Source organism: Flavobacteriaceae bacterium HL-DH10 (genome assembly GCA_031826515.1).
GTDB lineage: Bacteria > Bacteroidota > Bacteroidia > Flavobacteriales > Flavobacteriaceae > Thalassobellus > Thalassobellus suaedae.
In genome coordinates this window covers 1299145-1314206 of sequence record CP134536.1, presented here as the reverse complement: position 1 = coordinate 1314206, position 15062 = coordinate 1299145, and the positions used below count along the sequence as shown (strand labels likewise).

Here is a 15062-nt window from a genome sequence, read left to right as displayed (position 1 = left end):
AATTATAGGGAATCTACTAGTTTTAACATAGATGAATCTTTTTCGTCTATAGGCATTTTACTTAAGCCTATGTACTTATCAAGATTGATTGATTTTAATATTTTAAGTGCTAAAAGTTGTATTTCAAAGTTTTTATGAAATAAATATTTTTCTACAAAAGGTTCGTCTGTTGGAACTACTAATTTTTCAAGCATACCGAAGAATGAAATTTGTTCTTCTAAGCTTAATTCATTAAAGTTAGTTTTAAGCATTTCTTTGGCTTCAATACCATATAAATGCGTTAAAGTTTCGATGGCTGAAACTCGAATATTTTTAGAATTATGTGATAGTAATTCCATTAAAGTTTCTTGAACTTCAAATTGATTATAGACTTGTGCTAATTTTAATGAAAACAATACCACGCTATCATTTGTTGATTTTAACCAAGGTTTAATATCACAAATTTGCTGATCATCGAAATTTTGTAAAATTTCTAATAATTGTATTTGAGTCCATTCAGACAAAGGTGTTGCCATGTTGTTTAAAAATGAAAGTCCTTCAAATTTATATAAGCTTACTAGGTATAATTGTGTTTCTTTCCGAACTTCTTTTTTAGGGTGTTTTATGAATTTTGTGACATTATTATTAACTTCATCAATTTTAAAGCGTGTTAATTCTCCAATCCCTTTTGCTATAATATGCCATTTTTTGCTTTCTAAACGTTTTAATGCGTCATTTATAAGTCCTGTTTTATAATAAAATATCTTAATTGAATCAGACATTTCTCCTGAAACTTCATTCATTAAATCATATAAAACTTTTATGATAATTTTTCGTTTTGATTTGTTATTTATCGATACTTTTATTTTATCTATAATTGATTCTTGAATAGAATTAATGGTTCCACTATCATCTCCTGAGTATAGATATTCAATTATTGATACTTCGTATTCTTTTCTAAACTCTAAATCTTCTAATTCTTTTATTCTTAAATATCTTCTTATGAATTTGAGATAGATGGTAAGTAGCAGAATTATTGAAATTAAAAAACAGCATGCTCCCCAAGCTATTTTCATTAGCAAAGGAGCGTCTTTTATATAATCTATATAGGTTTGATATTCTAGCATAAAATTTTTATCCTAAAAGTCTTTTTACTCGAATCATTAATTCATTTGGGCTAAATGGTTTTCCCATAAAATCATTAGCTCCTAAGTTAAAAGCTTTAAGTACCATTTCTTCTTGTCCAGCAGCAGAAAACACTATTATTGGAGCATCCATATCTAGTTTTATTCGAACATGGCTAATAACCTCTAATCCGCTTATAAAAGGCATCATAATATCCGTTATGATTAAATCTGGTGTGTGAGTTTCTATTAATTCTAGAGCTTCTTTACCGTCTTTTGCTATGAATAAATGGTATCCTTCTTTTTCTAACCTGAATTTTAGTAATAAGGAAAGTGTAGTATTGTCTTCTGCTAAAACAATTTTTATATTATTTTCAATCATAGTGTTAATTTCATTTAGTGTTTAGGGCAAACAATAATACTGAAAACAAAGTGTCTCTAAATAGCTCTTTAGTAATCGGGGGCAATATAGAGCTATATATCGATAAAAATCAAATAAATAGGTTAAAATGCAATTTATTTAAATTTCACTTACATTTATAAACAAAAAAAGCGCACTTTATAAAGTGCGCTTATAGTTAAAGAATGTTTTTTTTAAAATTAAAATTTATAACTCAAACCAACTGTATAATAGGTTTGTAGCTTATTATCAACATCATCAAAAGAAGTTGCTGTAGCAGGGGTTTGAGCTAAAGCATAGTTTAAAGCTTCTTGCTTATTACTTCTTAATCCGAAATCAAAACCTACACCAATCATTTTCCAAAGGGTATAGCCAAATGAGTTTGTCCAAGTAAAGTTTGATAAATCACTACTTTTGTAACTTTGGAATGTAGAAAAGTTTGATTTAAAGTTTATTGCTCCTATTTGTCTTGTGTAATCTGCAACAATTTTAGCTCCTAAAGACGATTCAAAAACGGTATCATTATCACTAAAAACAAAGTTGTAATTTAAGGGATGAATAACTACTATTAAATTTTGGATTGGTGTCCATGTAGCTCCAATACCTAAATCTAAATATCCAGGGTCGTTAAAGTTGTCTAATAATGTTGTTCTATATTCCATTAATCCAGAAACTGCTATAGTTTTAGTAATGTTTCTTCCATATAATGATGATATGTTAAAGACATCAGTCGTCGGATTAAAGCTATCGTCATCTGTTTCAATATCTTTATTATCTAATTTTACCCATTTCAAATTAGTGCTTAATGAATTTCTCCAAAAGAATTTTTCTTCTATTAAGTTAGCATATGCATTTAAAGTAAACCCTAAATTACCAGAGGCATTATTAGGAGCACCTTGTGCGTACCAATTATTAAAATTAGACAAACTACCTCCAATAGTACCAAAAGCTCCTGTTCTCCATCCAGGTAAGGCGTCTATTTTAGCTTGTAAAGCATTAGCTTCAGCTTGAGCAGCATTTGCTGTTGCTTGTTTTTCTGCTTTTTGTGCTTGTAATTCTTTTTTAGTTTGTGCATTTACCGACGCAATTCCAACCAAAAAAATAAATAATAATTTTTTCATGTTTTTTTATAATTTTTTAAACTTGTGCAAATATAAAATTAAGACCCTTAATACATGTTAGGTCACATAAAATTTGTAAGAATTATTTATTTTTATACAATGGAACAGAAGAGCAAGCTTCACCATACATAATAGATTTTGCAATAGGTTTTAACTTTGTTGCTAGCATTATATAGGCGTTTTGAGGTACAGGTTTTTTTGAACAACCTTTTATTATGATAGGTTTGTTTGTAAATTCAGTAACATCCAAATCATTTAAAACATCTTGATAAATGCTAGTTTCTAAATGATCAAGATTACCAATTGTTATTTTTTTAGCAAAAGGCTCTAATTGAATACTTATTAACATATACGCCCATCCAGGTATAATGGCATCTGTACTGCATGTTAATGCAACATAGGTATCTTTATATTGTGACCAATCAAATAATGTAACTTGGTTTCTAAAGTCTTTTTCACGCAACACAAATCCTTCAAATAACCAGTCTTTTATATCAAAGAGTATACGTTGCCCTTTTGGATAATAGTCTTCTAAGTTAATAGTTATTAATTTACTATTCGCTACGCGATTTATAATGTCGTCTGGCATTATTTATTCTTTATTTTAAATTTTAAAGAAAGTCTTCTCGAATTGGCGCAAAACCATCTATAAGCTTAACGTTTTCTGTTAAGGTTTGAATACAGTGGTTAAGGTTAGATTCTACTTTAAAAACATCACCTTCATTTAAAATATATTCTCGATCTTCTATAAATAATTTAAGTGAGCCACTTGCAACATAAGAAATTTGTTCATGTGGATGATTATGTGGAGGATCTGGTTGAGCCATAGGACCATTAGTAAATTCTATAACAGTAATCATTAAATCTTTTAAATGAACAACTTTTCTATTTAAAGTAGGGCTTAATGCTACAACGTCTTCTTCTTTTTTTATAACTTCTTTTGTCATTTTATTTTAAAATTAAATTCTAAAGCATTCCTAATTCTAATTTAGCTTCTTCACTCATAAGTTCTTGTGTCCATGGTGGATCAAAAGTAATTTCAACCTCAGCACTTTTTACAGCGTCTAAAGATTTTACTTTTTCTTCAACTTCTAAGGGTAATGTTTCTGCTACAGGGCAATTAGGTGTTGTTAAAGTCATTAATATTTTTACGTCGTAGTCTTCATTTACAAAAACATCATAAATTAAACCTAATTCGTATATATCTACAGGTATTTCTGGATCGTAAATAGTTTTTAAAACGTTAACTATTTTTTCACCTAATTCGGCAGTGTCTATTGTTGTGTTACTCATCTTTTAAATGTTTATGCGTTTATTTGTTTAGTCGTTTAGAGTTTTATTTATGAACGAAAAAACGAATCAATTTTATTTCAGTTGTGTTTGGTATGCTATGGCATACATTTTAAGCTGTTTTACCATGCTTACTAATCCATTGGCACGTGTTGGCGACAAATGTTCTTTTAACCCGATTTGGTCTATAAAATCGGTATCGGCATTAATAATATCTTTTGGATGCTGATTTGAAAACGCACGAATTAATATAGCAATAATACCTTTAGTAATTATAGCATCACTATCGGCAGTAAATTCTATTTTATCGTCTTTCATTTCGGCATGTACCCATACTTTGCTTTGGCAACCTTTTATAATGTTGCTGTCCGTTTTGTATTGGTCGTCAATTAAGGGTAAATCTTTGCCCAAATCTATCATATATTGGTAACGCTCTTCCCAGTCTTCAAACATGGAGAATTCGTCTATAATTTCGTTTTGAATTTCTTCAATACTCATACTTAAAAATTTTATGTAAAAATACAACATCAAACGTTGCTATTCAATGTTTTCTGAAATTGATAGGATTTCTTTAACAAGATTTGCTATTTCTTTTGGTGGGTTTCCATGATCAAAAGGTTGAGTTTGATAAGTTTTCCCATTATCAGTTATTTTTAATCGAGCAATAGCAGCACCATCATATTGAAATGCTTTACTTGGAGCTTCAAGGTTTGGGATGGTTTTAGTATTTATAGAACTAATGGCTTTTATAAGGGTTTTCCAGTTCTGTTCTCCTAAACTAAAAGCTGTTGGTGTTCCTGCTCTTTGTTCTAAGATTGAAATGTTTTTTTTGTTTATTGTAATTTGTTTATAAAAGCCTCTTGATGAAACAGAATATTCAATAAGATAATTGTTTTCTGGTTGTATGCTATCAAGTGAATCTTTTGAAGCTTCAATTAAAATAGCATCACCATTATTTAAATTTATTTGATTGTTTTTTATCGAATACGTCTTAATATTTGATAAAGCTTTTAGTAAGTGTTTTTCAATATCCATAACATTTTTACAATATATTTTTGTAGTAGCTAAATTGCTAATGGATATGGAGTTCTTTTCAATTGTATAGGTTCCAAAAAACCGATTACATGCAGTAAAACCAGATACTTTATTCGTGTTTTGATCAAATGTTATGTTTAAATTATCAGGAAGATTTCTGTTACTTTCTATTGATGAAATTGTATAACTCCCAGAGAGTAATTCAGTTTGTTTTTCTTGTTCAGAATTATCATTCATAGTTGATGTTTCTTTTTGGCATCTACAAGATTGTAGAACAAACATCGTGAGTAATAAGGTTAAAAGTTTCATGAATTTTATTATAAAATTTAAAAAAATAATATACAAAAAAGACACCAAAGTTGGTGTCTTTTAAATATTTTATAAACAATTATCGATTTAGTCTACAAAGCTATACCTATAACCACCACTGGTAAATAGAGATCTTGATCTGTCATTCTGACCATGGGTAAACATATACATACAATCATCGTAAACATAATCCATGTAATTCATGGTCATATCAACTGTGCCGCAATTAATAGTTTCTTCAGGACAACCATAATTAGGTCCGTCGGAAGTAGGAGTGTCTGTTACAAAATCGTCATACGAACATCCACCATCTCCCCATATATGGCGTAAATTTAACCAGTGACCAATCTCGTGGGTTGCGGTTCTTCCATGTCCATAATTGCCACCTGTTTCTCCAAAATAATTGGGACCAATAACAACGCCGTCTGTAGCTTCTGGACCACCAGGAAATTGAGCATACCCTAATATGCCACGTCCAATTTCACAAACCCAAATATTTAAATATGTTGATGGGTCAGTAGCATCAATACCACCCTGACTGGAAAATTTCATGGCATCTCTGGTTCCCCAACTTTTTTTATTTGAAATTGTTCTTTTAACCGAGCTCTGTGTAAACGTGATGTCGAAGTTCGCAACAGATGTCGAAAATTCTAAAGGAGTATTTACAGTCCTTGAGTTTAAATTGTTAAAATCTTCATTTAAAATAGCTATTTGCGAATCTATTTGTTCCTGGGTTACTTGACCATCATACTTTTCTATAATGTTGATTACAACTGGAATAATGATTTCGTTAGCATAAGGGGCAGGACAGCCATTATATTCAGACAAACCAGATATAGTCGGGCAATCATCATAAATGTCATAGATGCCATCACCATCTGTATCTGTGTCAGCTGGTGGATCTGTAGTGCCTCCGCCAGGTCCTCCACCTGGTGTTCCAGTTGGTTTTTTACTAGCAATAAACTGTCTTGTAAAATATTCAATATCGTACATCTTTTTTTCAAGACCAGGGTTTTCCTTTAATAACCGGTTAAGATTAACCATGGTATAACAAGACTTTAAAGGGCTTTTTGTTGCTGTCAGCTTAGAGGTTTCATCTACATCGGCATTAGTGTAAACATAAAAATCACTCATATCAATCTTAGATTGCTCCGAAGTAATGTCATTTTCATTATTGCTACACGATGTTAAAACAAAAGATAGGGCAGCAAATGCTAGTATTAATTTTTTCATGTGCTATTAATTAGAAGGTTATAATCTATTAAAGATAGGTTTTTTTATGAAAAGATTAACAAAAATCGTATGAAGACATAAATTCTTCGATAAGATACCCAATCTAAAATTTAATAGGAGAGTAGATATTTTGTTTTAAACTGATTTTAAGAAAGCATCAGTTTTGCCTTTTTAACACCTGCTATCAAAGTATCTATTTCTTGCTTGGTATTGTAAAAAGCAAATGAAGCACGCACAGTCCCTGGAATTTTAAAGTAATCCATAATAGGTTGAGCGCAGTGATGACCAGTACGAACAGCAATACCTAATTTATCTAAAATTGTGCCCACATCATATGGATGAATACCTTCTAAATTAAATGAAATGACTGATGTTTTTTGTTTTGAAGTACCGTAAATTTTTAAGCCTTCTATGTCTAGAAGTTTTTTAGTAGCATATTCTAAAAGATCATTCTCATATTTAGCAATAGAATCAAAGCTAATAGTATTCATATAATCTAATGCTGCTCCAAAAGCAATCCCTCCACAAATATTTGGTGTTCCAGCTTCAAATTTATGTGGTAAATCGGCATAGGTTGTTTTTTCAAAAGTAACTTCGGCAATCATTTCGCCACCGCCTTGATAAGGTGGTAGTTTGTTTAACCATACTTCTTTACCATAAAGCATACCAGCGCCAGTTGGTCCACACATTTTATGAGCTGATGCAACATAAAAATCAACATCTAATTTTTGAACATCAGCTTTTATGTGGGGTGCAGATTGTGCGCCATCAATTAAAACGGCCGCGCCTACTTGATGGGCTTTTTCTATAATGTATTCTATTGGGTTTATTGTACCTAAAGCATTTGATACGTGATTTACAAATACAAGTTTAGTGTTTTTTGAAAGTAATTTATCAAATTCAGACATTACCAATTCGCCTTCTAGGTTCATGGGAATAACTTTCAAACTAGCCCCTGTACTTTCGCAAAGCATTTGCCATGGTACAATATTGCTATGATGTTCTAATGCAGATACAATAATGTCATCTCCTTTTTTTAAAAGTGATGAAAATCCATTGGCTACTAAATTAATACCATGGGTTGTGCCAGAAGTGAATATAATTTCATGCGAGAATTTCGCATTGAAGTGTTTTTGAATTTTTTGACGTGCTTGTTCGTATAAATCGGTTGCTTCTTGACTTAAAGTGTGTACACCACGATGAATGTTAGCATTGTAATTTGAATAATAATCTACAATTACATCAATAACTTGTTGTGGTGTTTGTGAAGTTGCAGCATTATCGAAATAGACTAATGGTTTACCATTTACTTTGCGCGAAAGAATGGGGAAGTCTTTTCTTATGTCGTTTACGTTGAACATAGCGTTTATATCTAGCCCCGATTGAGGCATTTGTTGAAGCTCCTCGCAGAGAGCGACTGCCGAAAGCGGGATTAGCTTCAAATAATTTTACAGATCGAAACCAATATTAACCCCTAATTTATTAGCGATAATTTTGGTGATGCGTTGTTTTATTTCTTGAATTTTAACCGAGCTTAATACATTATTACTAAATGCATACATTAAAAGTGCTTTAGCTTCTTTTTCTGGAATACCACGAGAACGCATATAAAACATAGCACTTTCGTCTAACTGTCCAATGGTACAACCGTGTGAGCATTTTACATCGTCGGCAAAAATTTCTAGTTGAGGTTTGGTGTTTATAGTTGCTTTATCACTAATTAAAATATTGTTGTTTGCTTGAAAGGCGTTTGTTTTTTGCGCTTCTTTTTCTACAATTATTTTTCCGTTAAAAACACCTATTGAATTTTCTCCATATATGCCTTTATAGTCTTGATGACTTTCACAATTTGGTTCTATATGATGTACAAGTGTGTTGTGATCTACATGTTGTTTTTCGCCAATAATTGTAACACCTTTAAGCGTAGAATCTATACGTTCTCCTTGTTGATAGAAATTAAGATTATTACGTGTTAATTTACCACCAAATGAAAAGGTGTGCACTGATGCTACACTTTCTCGTTTTTGTTTTATAAAGGTATTATCTATTAACGATGCGTTGGTATTATCATTTTGTATTTTATAATAATCTACAATAGCACGTTTGTTTGTGAAAATTTCGGTAACACTATTTGTTAAAACCGCATTATTGGTTAAACTTTGATGACGCTCAATTATTTGTACATGCGAATTCTCTTCAACTACAATTAAATTGCGCGGTTGCAATATAGTTGCTGCTTCGGTTCCTGTAGAGAAATTTATAATTTGAATGGGCTTATCAACCAACTTGTTTTTTGGTATATATATGTAAGCACCTTCGCTTGCGAAAGCCGTGTTTAAAGACGTTAAACTATCTGTAGTTGCCGCTTTATTGAAATAATTTTCAATAATTAAACGGTATTTTGGTTTTGTTAATGCTGAAGACATAAGGCAAATATCCATGCCATCGTGTGTCGTTCTAGATAGGTGTGATGAATATTTCCCATCTATAAATACAATATTATAAGTGTCTATTTCATGGATAAAATACTTTTTGACATCTCTGTATTCAATAGCATTTTCTTGCTTAGGAAAAACGCTATAATCTTCTTTTAATATTTTGTTTAAAGAGGTGTATTTCCATGCTTCCTCTTTTTTTGTGGGAAAGCCTTTTTCCTTAAATATTTTTATAGCATCGTTTCTAACATCGTGAACGTAAGCATTTACGTCTGTTTGATTGTCTACTACTAAAAAGGATGATAATAATTTTTCTTTTAAATCCATGCTTCAGTCTTCAGTGGTCAGTCTTCAGTAAGCCTTAAAAGGTGTTACTAAATCTGTATAATTTATAACTGTTTTATTATTTAATAGATTAGCAAGAGTAATCAGAACTTGAGTAAGCAACTGCAAACTGTATACTGATACTGCGAACTAACTATGCGTTTACTTCTTCTTTAATCCAGTCGTAGCCCTTCTCTTCAAGCTCATGTGCTAATTCTTTTCCACCAGATTTTACTATACGACCATTGTAAAGTACGTGAACAAAATCTGGAACGATATAGTCTAACAAGCGTTGGTAGTGTGTAATTACAATAACTGCGTTGTCTTTGCTTTTAAGTTTATTTACGCCATTTGCAACAATTCGTAAGGCATCAATATCTAAACCAGAATCAGTTTCATCAAGAATGGCTAATTTGGGTTCTAACATAGCCATTTGAAAAATTTCGTTACGTTTTTTCTCACCACCAGAAAATCCTTCGTTTAATGAGCGTGATAAAAATTTTCTATCAATTTCTAACAACTCTGCTTTTTCACGAATTAGTTTTAGCATGTCTTTCGCAGGCATATCCTCTAATCCTTTAGCTTTACGAGATTCGTTTATAGCTGTTTTTATAAAGTTTGTGACAGAAACTCCAGGGATTTCTACGGGGTATTGAAATGATAAAAACACACCTTTATGAGCACGCTCTTCAGCAGCTAGTTCATTAATATCTTCTTGGTTAAAAAGAATGGAGCCATTAGTAACTTCATATTCTTCTTTTCCAGCAATAACCGAAGCCAATGTGCTTTTTCCTGAACCATTTGGTCCCATAATAGCATGCACTTCTCCTGGTTTTACTTCTAAATTAATGCCTCTTAAAATGGCTTTATCTTCTATACTGGCGTGTAAATTTTCAATTTTTAACATGTTATTGTTCTCCTAATTTTACTACGTTATTATCTACTTGATTGGATGCTGATATATTTAATATTTCAACAATTTCTACTTTATTGTCCCAAAGAATTTTATCGTCTTTTTGTGTTGAAACTTTACCTTTTATTTCAACCTTAACCATATCTGTTGGTGCTTTTTGGTATTGTTTAGCCTGCTTATTTAATTCTTGGATTTTATCTGTAATAAACACACCATAAATTTCGGTAGGTGTTTGTAGAACAGCTGCACCATCATAAAATACGAACTCGCCTTCTAGCAAGGTTAACTCATTATTTTGATTAACTGCTTTAGATTTCGTTTCGTTTTTACAGCTTAAAATGGCTAAAAAACATATAAGTAGAATTATTGATTTTTTCATTTTATTTTAACCTACACTTCCTTCTAAACTTATTTCTAATAATTTTTGTGCTTCAACAGCAAATTCCATAGGAAGTTTATTTAATACTTCTTTACTAAAACCATTTACAATTAAGGCAATGGCTTTTTCGGTATCAATACCGCGTTGGTTGCAATAAAAAATTTGGTCTTCACCAATTTTACTGGTAGTGGCTTCGTGCTCAATTTTAGCCGACTTGTTTTTAGCTTCTATATATGGAAATGTATGTGCACCACATTCGTTACCCATTAATAAAGAATCACATTGTGAAAAGTTACGGGCATTATCTGCGTTTGGACTAACTTTTACTAAACCACGATAACTGTTTTGTGATTTTCCTGCTGAAATTCCTTTTGAAATAATGGTCGACCTGGTGTTTTTACCCAAGTGAATCATCTTTGTTCCAGTATCGGCTTGTTGATAATTATTAGTTACTGCAATGGAGTAAAACTCACCAACCGAATTATCGCCTTTTAATACACAACTAGGGTATTTCCAAGTTACAGCACTACCAGTTTCAACTTGTGTCCATGAGATTTTAGCATTTTTTTCGCATAAACCTCTTTTGGTTACAAAGTTAAAAACGCCACCTTTACCTTCTGCATTTCCAGGGTACCAGTTTTGTACCGTTGAATATTTAATTTCGGAATCATCTAAAGCGATAAGCTCTACTACGGCTGCGTGTAATTGGTTTTCATCGCGACTTGGAGCGGTACAACCTTCTAAGTAACTTACATAACTGCCTTCATCAGCAATAACAAGCGTTCTTTCAAATTGTCCTGTACCTGCTTGATTTATTCTAAAATAAGTAGATAGTTCCATAGGGCAACGTACGCCTTTTGGAATGTAGCAGAAACTTCCATCACTAAAAACAGCGCTATTTAAAGCGGCATAAAAATTGTCTTTTTGTGGTACTACAGTTCCTAAATATTTTTTAACAAGCTCTGGATGCTCTTTTATGGCTTCCGAAATACTCATGAAAATAATACCTTTTTCACCTAGTGTTTTCTTAAATGTTGTAGCTACAGAGACAGAGTCTATAACAACATCCATAGCAACCCCAGATAATTTTTTTTGTTCATCTATAGAAATTCCCAGTTTAGCAAAAGTTGCTAATAATTCAGGATCTACTTCGTCTAAACTATCATATTTTGGTTTGCTACTAGGAGCCGAATAATAGGAAATAGCTTGAAAATCTGGTTTTTTATAATGCACATTTGCCCACTCTGGCTCAGTCATTTCTTTCCAAGCTTTAAAGGCTTCTAATCTCCAGTCGGTCATCCATTGTGGTTCTTCTTTCTTTTTAGAAATGGCACGTACAATATCTTCATTTAAACCAATAGGAAATGTGTCAGATTCAATATCGGTATAAAAACCGTATTCGTATTCTTTGGTTTTAAGCTCTTCGCGTAAATCGTCTTCTGTATACTTTGACATAATGCTTCTTATTTTTTATAATGAAAACGATTCTCCGCAACCACATGTGCGGTTTGCGTTAGGATTATTAAATACAAATCCTGTTCCGTTTAATCCACCAGAATATTCTAGTGTTGTTCCTATTAAATATAAAAAGCTTTTTTTGTCAATAATAATTTTAACACCATTATCTTCAAAAACTTTATCACCATCATTATTTTCTTTGTCAAACTTTAAATCGTAGGACAAACCAGAACAACCTCCACTTTTAACACCAACGCGCACAAAGTCTATAGTTGGGTTATAGCCATCATCTTGCATAAGCTCAATAACTTTTTTCTTAGCTGTATCAGAAACTTTTATCATAATCTTTAATTAGATTTTGTCTAAATAGACTGCAAATATACAATATAAGTCATGGATTTCCATACAACCTAACATTATATTAGCATATAGTTTTATAGGTTTTTGTTATGATGTAGAAAGTGACTGCTTATATGTTAATTTTATTAATAAAATGATTTTAAAGCATATTTACTAAAAGTTATACGTTTGTAAAATAAGCTTCTTATTTTTGCAGCATGATAGAAGATAAAAATCAGCAACGTACACAACTAAGTGATTTAGGAGAATTTGGCCTTATAGATCATTTAACTAAAAATTTTAAGATTAAACAGAAGTCAACAATTAAAGGTGTTGGTGATGATGCAGCTGTTTTAGAATTTAATAAAAAGAAACTTGTTGTAACCACCGATTTACTTATTGAAGGTGTTCATTTTGATTTAAGTTATGTGCCATTAAAACACTTAGGTTACAAAGCGGTTGTAGTGAATCTTTCAGATGTGTATGCTATGAATGCAATAGCTACACAGGTTACTGTTTCAATAGCGGTTTCTAATAGGTTTCCTCTTGAAGCACTTGAAGATTTGTATGCAGGTATTGAAACGGCTGCTAATATTTATAATATTGATATAGTAGGAGGTGATACTACATCATCAACTACGGGCTTGTTAATTTCTGTAACTGCTATTGGTGAAGTTGAAGATGATAATGAAGTATATAGAAACGGAGCTAAACCAAATGATTTACTCGTTGTTACTGGCGATTTAGGAGCTGCTTATATGGGATTACAAATACTTGAACGAGAAAAAGAAGTGTATAAAGTAAACCCTAATAATCAACCAGATTTAGAACCTTATTCTTATTTAATGGAGCGTCAATTAAAGCCAGAAGCTCGTAAAGATATTATTAAGTTGCTTAAAGATTTAGAGGTTAAACCAACATCGATGATTGATATTAGTGATGGCTTGTCTTCTGAAATTATACACTTATGTAAACAGAGTAATGTGGGATGTGATTTATATGAGTCTAAAATACCTTTAGATCCTCAAGTTATTTCTACATGTGAAGAATTTAATATCGATAGCACAACAGTTGCCTTAAATGGCGGAGAGGATTATGAATTGTTATTTACTATTTCTCAAGCAGATTTTCCTAAAATTAAAGCAAATCCAAATTTTACTGTAATTGGCTTTATTAAAGAAGCTAATGATGGCATTGACTTAGTTACAAGAGCAGAAACTAAAATACCTATTAAAGCGCAAGGGTGGAAGAGTATTAATGACTAAAAACCAATAAGTTGTTATTTGTAACGGTTTGTTCAGAAGTTTTCAATTTGCGTTTATAGTGAATACGTTCTAATACGTCGTTTATTTCTTTAAATTTAGGTGTTAACTCTGTTAATTTACCACTGCTATTTGTAGTGAGTTCTTTTTTGCAGTTTTTACAGGTGTATTCTTTAACATGATAGGTCACATTTCTTGTTACTTGAAAATCATGACCAAACATCTTACAATGAATGTTTTTCATTTACTTTTTTTATTAGCTTCAATTAGAGCGTAATAATGTATTAAAAAAGATTTGTTAATTTTTAATAAGGCATTAATAAATCGACGAAGTGATTGTTTTTCTCTTTAAACGCATCATTCTTTTGGAGTGAATGCGCTCAAGGATGTCATTAATTTCTTTAAACTTAGGTGTTAGCTCAATTAATTTTCCATTGCTGTTTGTAGTTAATTGTTTTTTGCAATGACAACACGTATATTCTTTAACATGGTAAGTAACTTTTTTTGTAACTTGATAATCATGACCAAAAAGACTACAGTATATTTTTGGAATTAAAGTAAGTTGTTCAGATTTATTATTCATGATGAAAAATATTTAGAACCTAAATATATAAAAAAATTACACAAAAAATAGTTCAAAAGCTTTATTTTTCGATGAAATGAATAATTTCTTGTAAGAAATAGTTTTTATTTTCAATATGACTCATGTGTCCATCTGGAAATTCTACAACTTTAACTTGGGTGTTTTTTGTTTGATTTATTAAGCTATCATAATTTAATACAGGATCTTTTTTGCTAACCATCATCATTTGTTTATAGCTATTATTAGATAATATAAAGGTTCTGTTTTTTCTGATTTTCATGCCTTCCAAGGCGGCAATAATTCCTTGTAAAGGTGTTTGTAATGCTTCTTTTTTTATTTGTTTTATTTCCTTAGAAAAAATGGTTCTGTTTTTTGGTCTAAACAAATTTGATATAGCAAGTCGTATAAATGTTTTGTGGTTTTGTTTTACTGCTAGAATGGCTCTGTCTCTGTTTTTCTTTTTTTCGAACGAGTCTTCTTGTGCCGTAGAATTCATTAAACATAAACCTTTTATTAAATTTGGTTTTTTTTCTGCCAAAGCAAGTGCCACATAGCCACCCATAGAATGCCCAATAATAGTTGCTTTTTTAATTTTTAAATGAGAAAGAACAGCGTGAACAACATCGGCCATGAGTTCCATACTATGAACGTATCCTAAGCAATCTGTTTTTCCATGACCTAATAAATCAATACAAATAACTCTATTGTTTTTTGATAACGCTGGAATAAACGGAAGCCACATATTACTATTTTCTAAAAAGCCATGTAGCAATACTACCATATTTCCAGTACCATCATCTGTATAAAAAATAGTTGTGCCTTTGTAAATTAAGTTCATATTTTGTTTTTCGTAAGAACTGTAAGTCAGAGTTTCAATT

At 31.3% G+C, this 15062-nt stretch carries 19 protein-coding genes; 1 reads left to right on the top strand and 18 read right to left on the bottom strand.

Features of this window, described 5'->3' with window-relative positions; translation table 11 throughout:
• Positions 1-2: 2 nt before the first annotated feature.
• The 15 genes from RHP49_05820 to RHP49_05750 all read right to left on the bottom strand — a co-directional run bounded on the left by RHP49_05820 (position 3) and on the right by RHP49_05750 (position 12342).
• On the bottom strand, positions 3-1106 hold the full coding sequence (locus RHP49_05820; GenBank protein WNH13772.1) for a hypothetical protein: 1104 nt from the start codon (positions 1104-1106) through the stop codon (positions 3-5).
• A 7-nt stretch (positions 1107-1113) separates the two neighbouring features.
• Positions 1114-1485: a response regulator transcription factor gene (locus tag RHP49_05815; protein ID WNH13771.1), complete on the bottom strand. Its 372-nt coding sequence runs from the start codon at positions 1483-1485 to the stop codon at positions 1114-1116.
• A 218-nt stretch (positions 1486-1703) separates the two neighbouring features.
• On the bottom strand, positions 1704-2624 hold the full coding sequence (locus tag RHP49_05810) for a DUF3078 domain-containing protein (protein WNH13770.1): 921 nt from the start codon (positions 2622-2624) through the stop codon (positions 1704-1706).
• Between the two features lie 82 nt (positions 2625-2706).
• Entirely contained in the window at positions 2707-3213 is a 507-nt protein-coding gene (locus RHP49_05805) for a DUF2480 family protein (protein ID WNH13769.1), read from the bottom strand.
• A 22-nt stretch (positions 3214-3235) separates the two neighbouring features.
• A complete protein-coding gene (locus RHP49_05800; protein ID WNH13768.1) occupies positions 3236-3571 on the bottom strand; it encodes a cupin domain-containing protein in 336 nt (111 codons plus the stop codon).
• Positions 3572-3590: 19 nt separating this feature from the next.
• Entirely contained in the window at positions 3591-3917 is a 327-nt protein-coding gene (locus tag RHP49_05795) for an SUF system Fe-S cluster assembly protein (GenBank protein ID WNH13767.1), read from the bottom strand.
• A gap of 72 nt (positions 3918-3989) precedes the next feature.
• Positions 3990-4412: a SufE family protein gene (locus tag RHP49_05790; protein WNH13766.1), complete on the bottom strand. Its 423-nt coding sequence runs from the start codon at positions 4410-4412 to the stop codon at positions 3990-3992.
• Between the two features lie 39 nt (positions 4413-4451).
• Positions 4452-5258, bottom strand: a complete 807-nt coding sequence (locus RHP49_05785; GenBank protein WNH13765.1) for an META domain-containing protein — start codon at positions 5256-5258, stop codon at positions 4452-4454.
• A gap of 87 nt (positions 5259-5345) precedes the next feature.
• Positions 5346-6491: a zinc metalloprotease gene (locus tag RHP49_05780; GenBank protein WNH13764.1), complete on the bottom strand. Its 1146-nt coding sequence runs from the start codon at positions 6489-6491 to the stop codon at positions 5346-5348.
• A gap of 146 nt (positions 6492-6637) precedes the next feature.
• Positions 6638-7852 carry a cysteine desulfurase gene (locus RHP49_05775; GenBank protein WNH14383.1) on the bottom strand — a complete coding sequence of 405 codons (1215 nt, stop codon included), beginning with the start codon at positions 7850-7852 and terminating at the stop codon, positions 6638-6640.
• Positions 7853-7939: 87 nt separating this feature from the next.
• On the bottom strand, positions 7940-9253 hold the full coding sequence (sufD, locus tag RHP49_05770; protein ID WNH13763.1) for a Fe-S cluster assembly protein SufD: 1314 nt from the start codon (positions 9251-9253) through the stop codon (positions 7940-7942).
• A gap of 151 nt (positions 9254-9404) precedes the next feature.
• The gene (gene sufC, locus RHP49_05765) at positions 9405-10157 is read right to left on the bottom strand and encodes a Fe-S cluster assembly ATPase SufC (protein WNH13762.1); all 753 of its coding nucleotides are present in this window, start codon (positions 10155-10157) and stop codon (positions 9405-9407) included.
• A gap of 1 nt (position 10158) precedes the next feature.
• Positions 10159-10542, bottom strand: a complete 384-nt coding sequence (locus RHP49_05760) for a hypothetical protein (GenBank protein ID WNH13761.1) — start codon at positions 10540-10542, stop codon at positions 10159-10161.
• Positions 10543-10548: 6 nt separating this feature from the next.
• Complete coding sequence (gene sufB / locus RHP49_05755; GenBank protein WNH13760.1) at positions 10549-11997, bottom strand: Fe-S cluster assembly protein SufB; 1449 nt, start codon at positions 11995-11997, stop codon at positions 10549-10551.
• A gap of 15 nt (positions 11998-12012) precedes the next feature.
• Positions 12013-12342 carry an iron-sulfur cluster assembly accessory protein gene (locus RHP49_05750; GenBank protein ID WNH13759.1) on the bottom strand — a complete coding sequence of 110 codons (330 nt, stop codon included), beginning with the start codon at positions 12340-12342 and terminating at the stop codon, positions 12013-12015.
• Between the two features lie 215 nt (positions 12343-12557).
• Here RHP49_05750 and thiL point away from each other — a divergent pair, with 215 nt between their 5' ends.
• Positions 12558-13604, top strand: coding sequence for a thiamine-phosphate kinase (gene thiL / locus RHP49_05745; protein WNH13758.1), 1047 nt, complete (start codon positions 12558-12560; stop codon positions 13602-13604).
• On the opposite strand, the gene RHP49_05740 is transcribed toward thiL, so the two are convergent.
• From RHP49_05740 to RHP49_05730, 3 genes are all read right to left on the bottom strand, one after another.
• Positions 13594-13845, bottom strand: coding sequence for a hypothetical protein (locus RHP49_05740; protein ID WNH13757.1), 252 nt, complete (start codon positions 13843-13845; stop codon positions 13594-13596). The genes thiL and RHP49_05740 overlap by 11 nt on opposite strands.
• Positions 13846-13917: 72 nt before the next feature.
• Complete coding sequence (locus tag RHP49_05735) at positions 13918-14184, bottom strand: hypothetical protein (protein ID WNH13756.1); 267 nt, start codon at positions 14182-14184, stop codon at positions 13918-13920.
• A 61-nt stretch (positions 14185-14245) separates the two neighbouring features.
• Entirely contained in the window at positions 14246-15022 is a 777-nt protein-coding gene (locus RHP49_05730) for an alpha/beta hydrolase (GenBank protein ID WNH13755.1), read from the bottom strand.
• Positions 15023-15062: the final 40 nt, after the last annotated feature.

Coding starts and splice junctions, on each gene's coding strand:
- RHP49_05820 (WNH13772.1), bottom strand. CDS start 1,106: ATGCTAGAATATCAAACCTATATAGATTATATAAAAGACGCTCCTTTG.
- RHP49_05815 (WNH13771.1), bottom strand. CDS start 1,485: ATGATTGAAAATAATATAAAAATTGTTTTAGCAGAAGACAATACTACA.
- RHP49_05810 (WNH13770.1), bottom strand. CDS start 2,624: ATGAAAAAATTATTATTTATTTTTTTGGTTGGAATTGCGTCGGTAAAT.
- RHP49_05805 (WNH13769.1), bottom strand. CDS start 3,213: ATGCCAGACGACATTATAAATCGCGTAGCGAATAGTAAATTAATAACT.
- RHP49_05800 (WNH13768.1), bottom strand. CDS start 3,571: ATGACAAAAGAAGTTATAAAAAAAGAAGAAGACGTTGTAGCATTAAGC.
- RHP49_05795 (WNH13767.1), bottom strand. CDS start 3,917: ATGAGTAACACAACAATAGACACTGCCGAATTAGGTGAAAAAATAGTT.
- RHP49_05790 (WNH13766.1), bottom strand. CDS start 4,412: ATGAGTATTGAAGAAATTCAAAACGAAATTATAGACGAATTCTCCATG.
- RHP49_05785 (WNH13765.1), bottom strand. CDS start 5,258: ATGAAACTTTTAACCTTATTACTCACGATGTTTGTTCTACAATCTTGT.
- RHP49_05780 (WNH13764.1), bottom strand. CDS start 6,491: ATGAAAAAATTAATACTAGCATTTGCTGCCCTATCTTTTGTTTTAACA.
- RHP49_05775 (WNH14383.1), bottom strand. CDS start 7,852: ATGTTCAACGTAAACGACATAAGAAAAGACTTCCCCATTCTTTCGCGC.
- sufD (WNH13763.1), bottom strand. CDS start 9,253: ATGGATTTAAAAGAAAAATTATTATCATCCTTTTTAGTAGTAGACAAT.
- sufC (WNH13762.1), bottom strand. CDS start 10,157: ATGTTAAAAATTGAAAATTTACACGCCAGTATAGAAGATAAAGCCATT.
- RHP49_05760 (WNH13761.1), bottom strand. CDS start 10,542: ATGAAAAAATCAATAATTCTACTTATATGTTTTTTAGCCATTTTAAGC.
- sufB (WNH13760.1), bottom strand. CDS start 11,997: ATGTCAAAGTATACAGAAGACGATTTACGCGAAGAGCTTAAAACCAAA.
- RHP49_05750 (WNH13759.1), bottom strand. CDS start 12,342: ATGATAAAAGTTTCTGATACAGCTAAGAAAAAAGTTATTGAGCTTATG.
- thiL (WNH13758.1), top strand. CDS start 12,558: ATGATAGAAGATAAAAATCAGCAACGTACACAACTAAGTGATTTAGGA.
- RHP49_05740 (WNH13757.1), bottom strand. CDS start 13,845: ATGAAAAACATTCATTGTAAGATGTTTGGTCATGATTTTCAAGTAACA.
- RHP49_05735 (WNH13756.1), bottom strand. CDS start 14,184: ATGAATAATAAATCTGAACAACTTACTTTAATTCCAAAAATATACTGT.
- RHP49_05730 (WNH13755.1), bottom strand. CDS start 15,022: ATGAACTTAATTTACAAAGGCACAACTATTTTTTATACAGATGATGGT.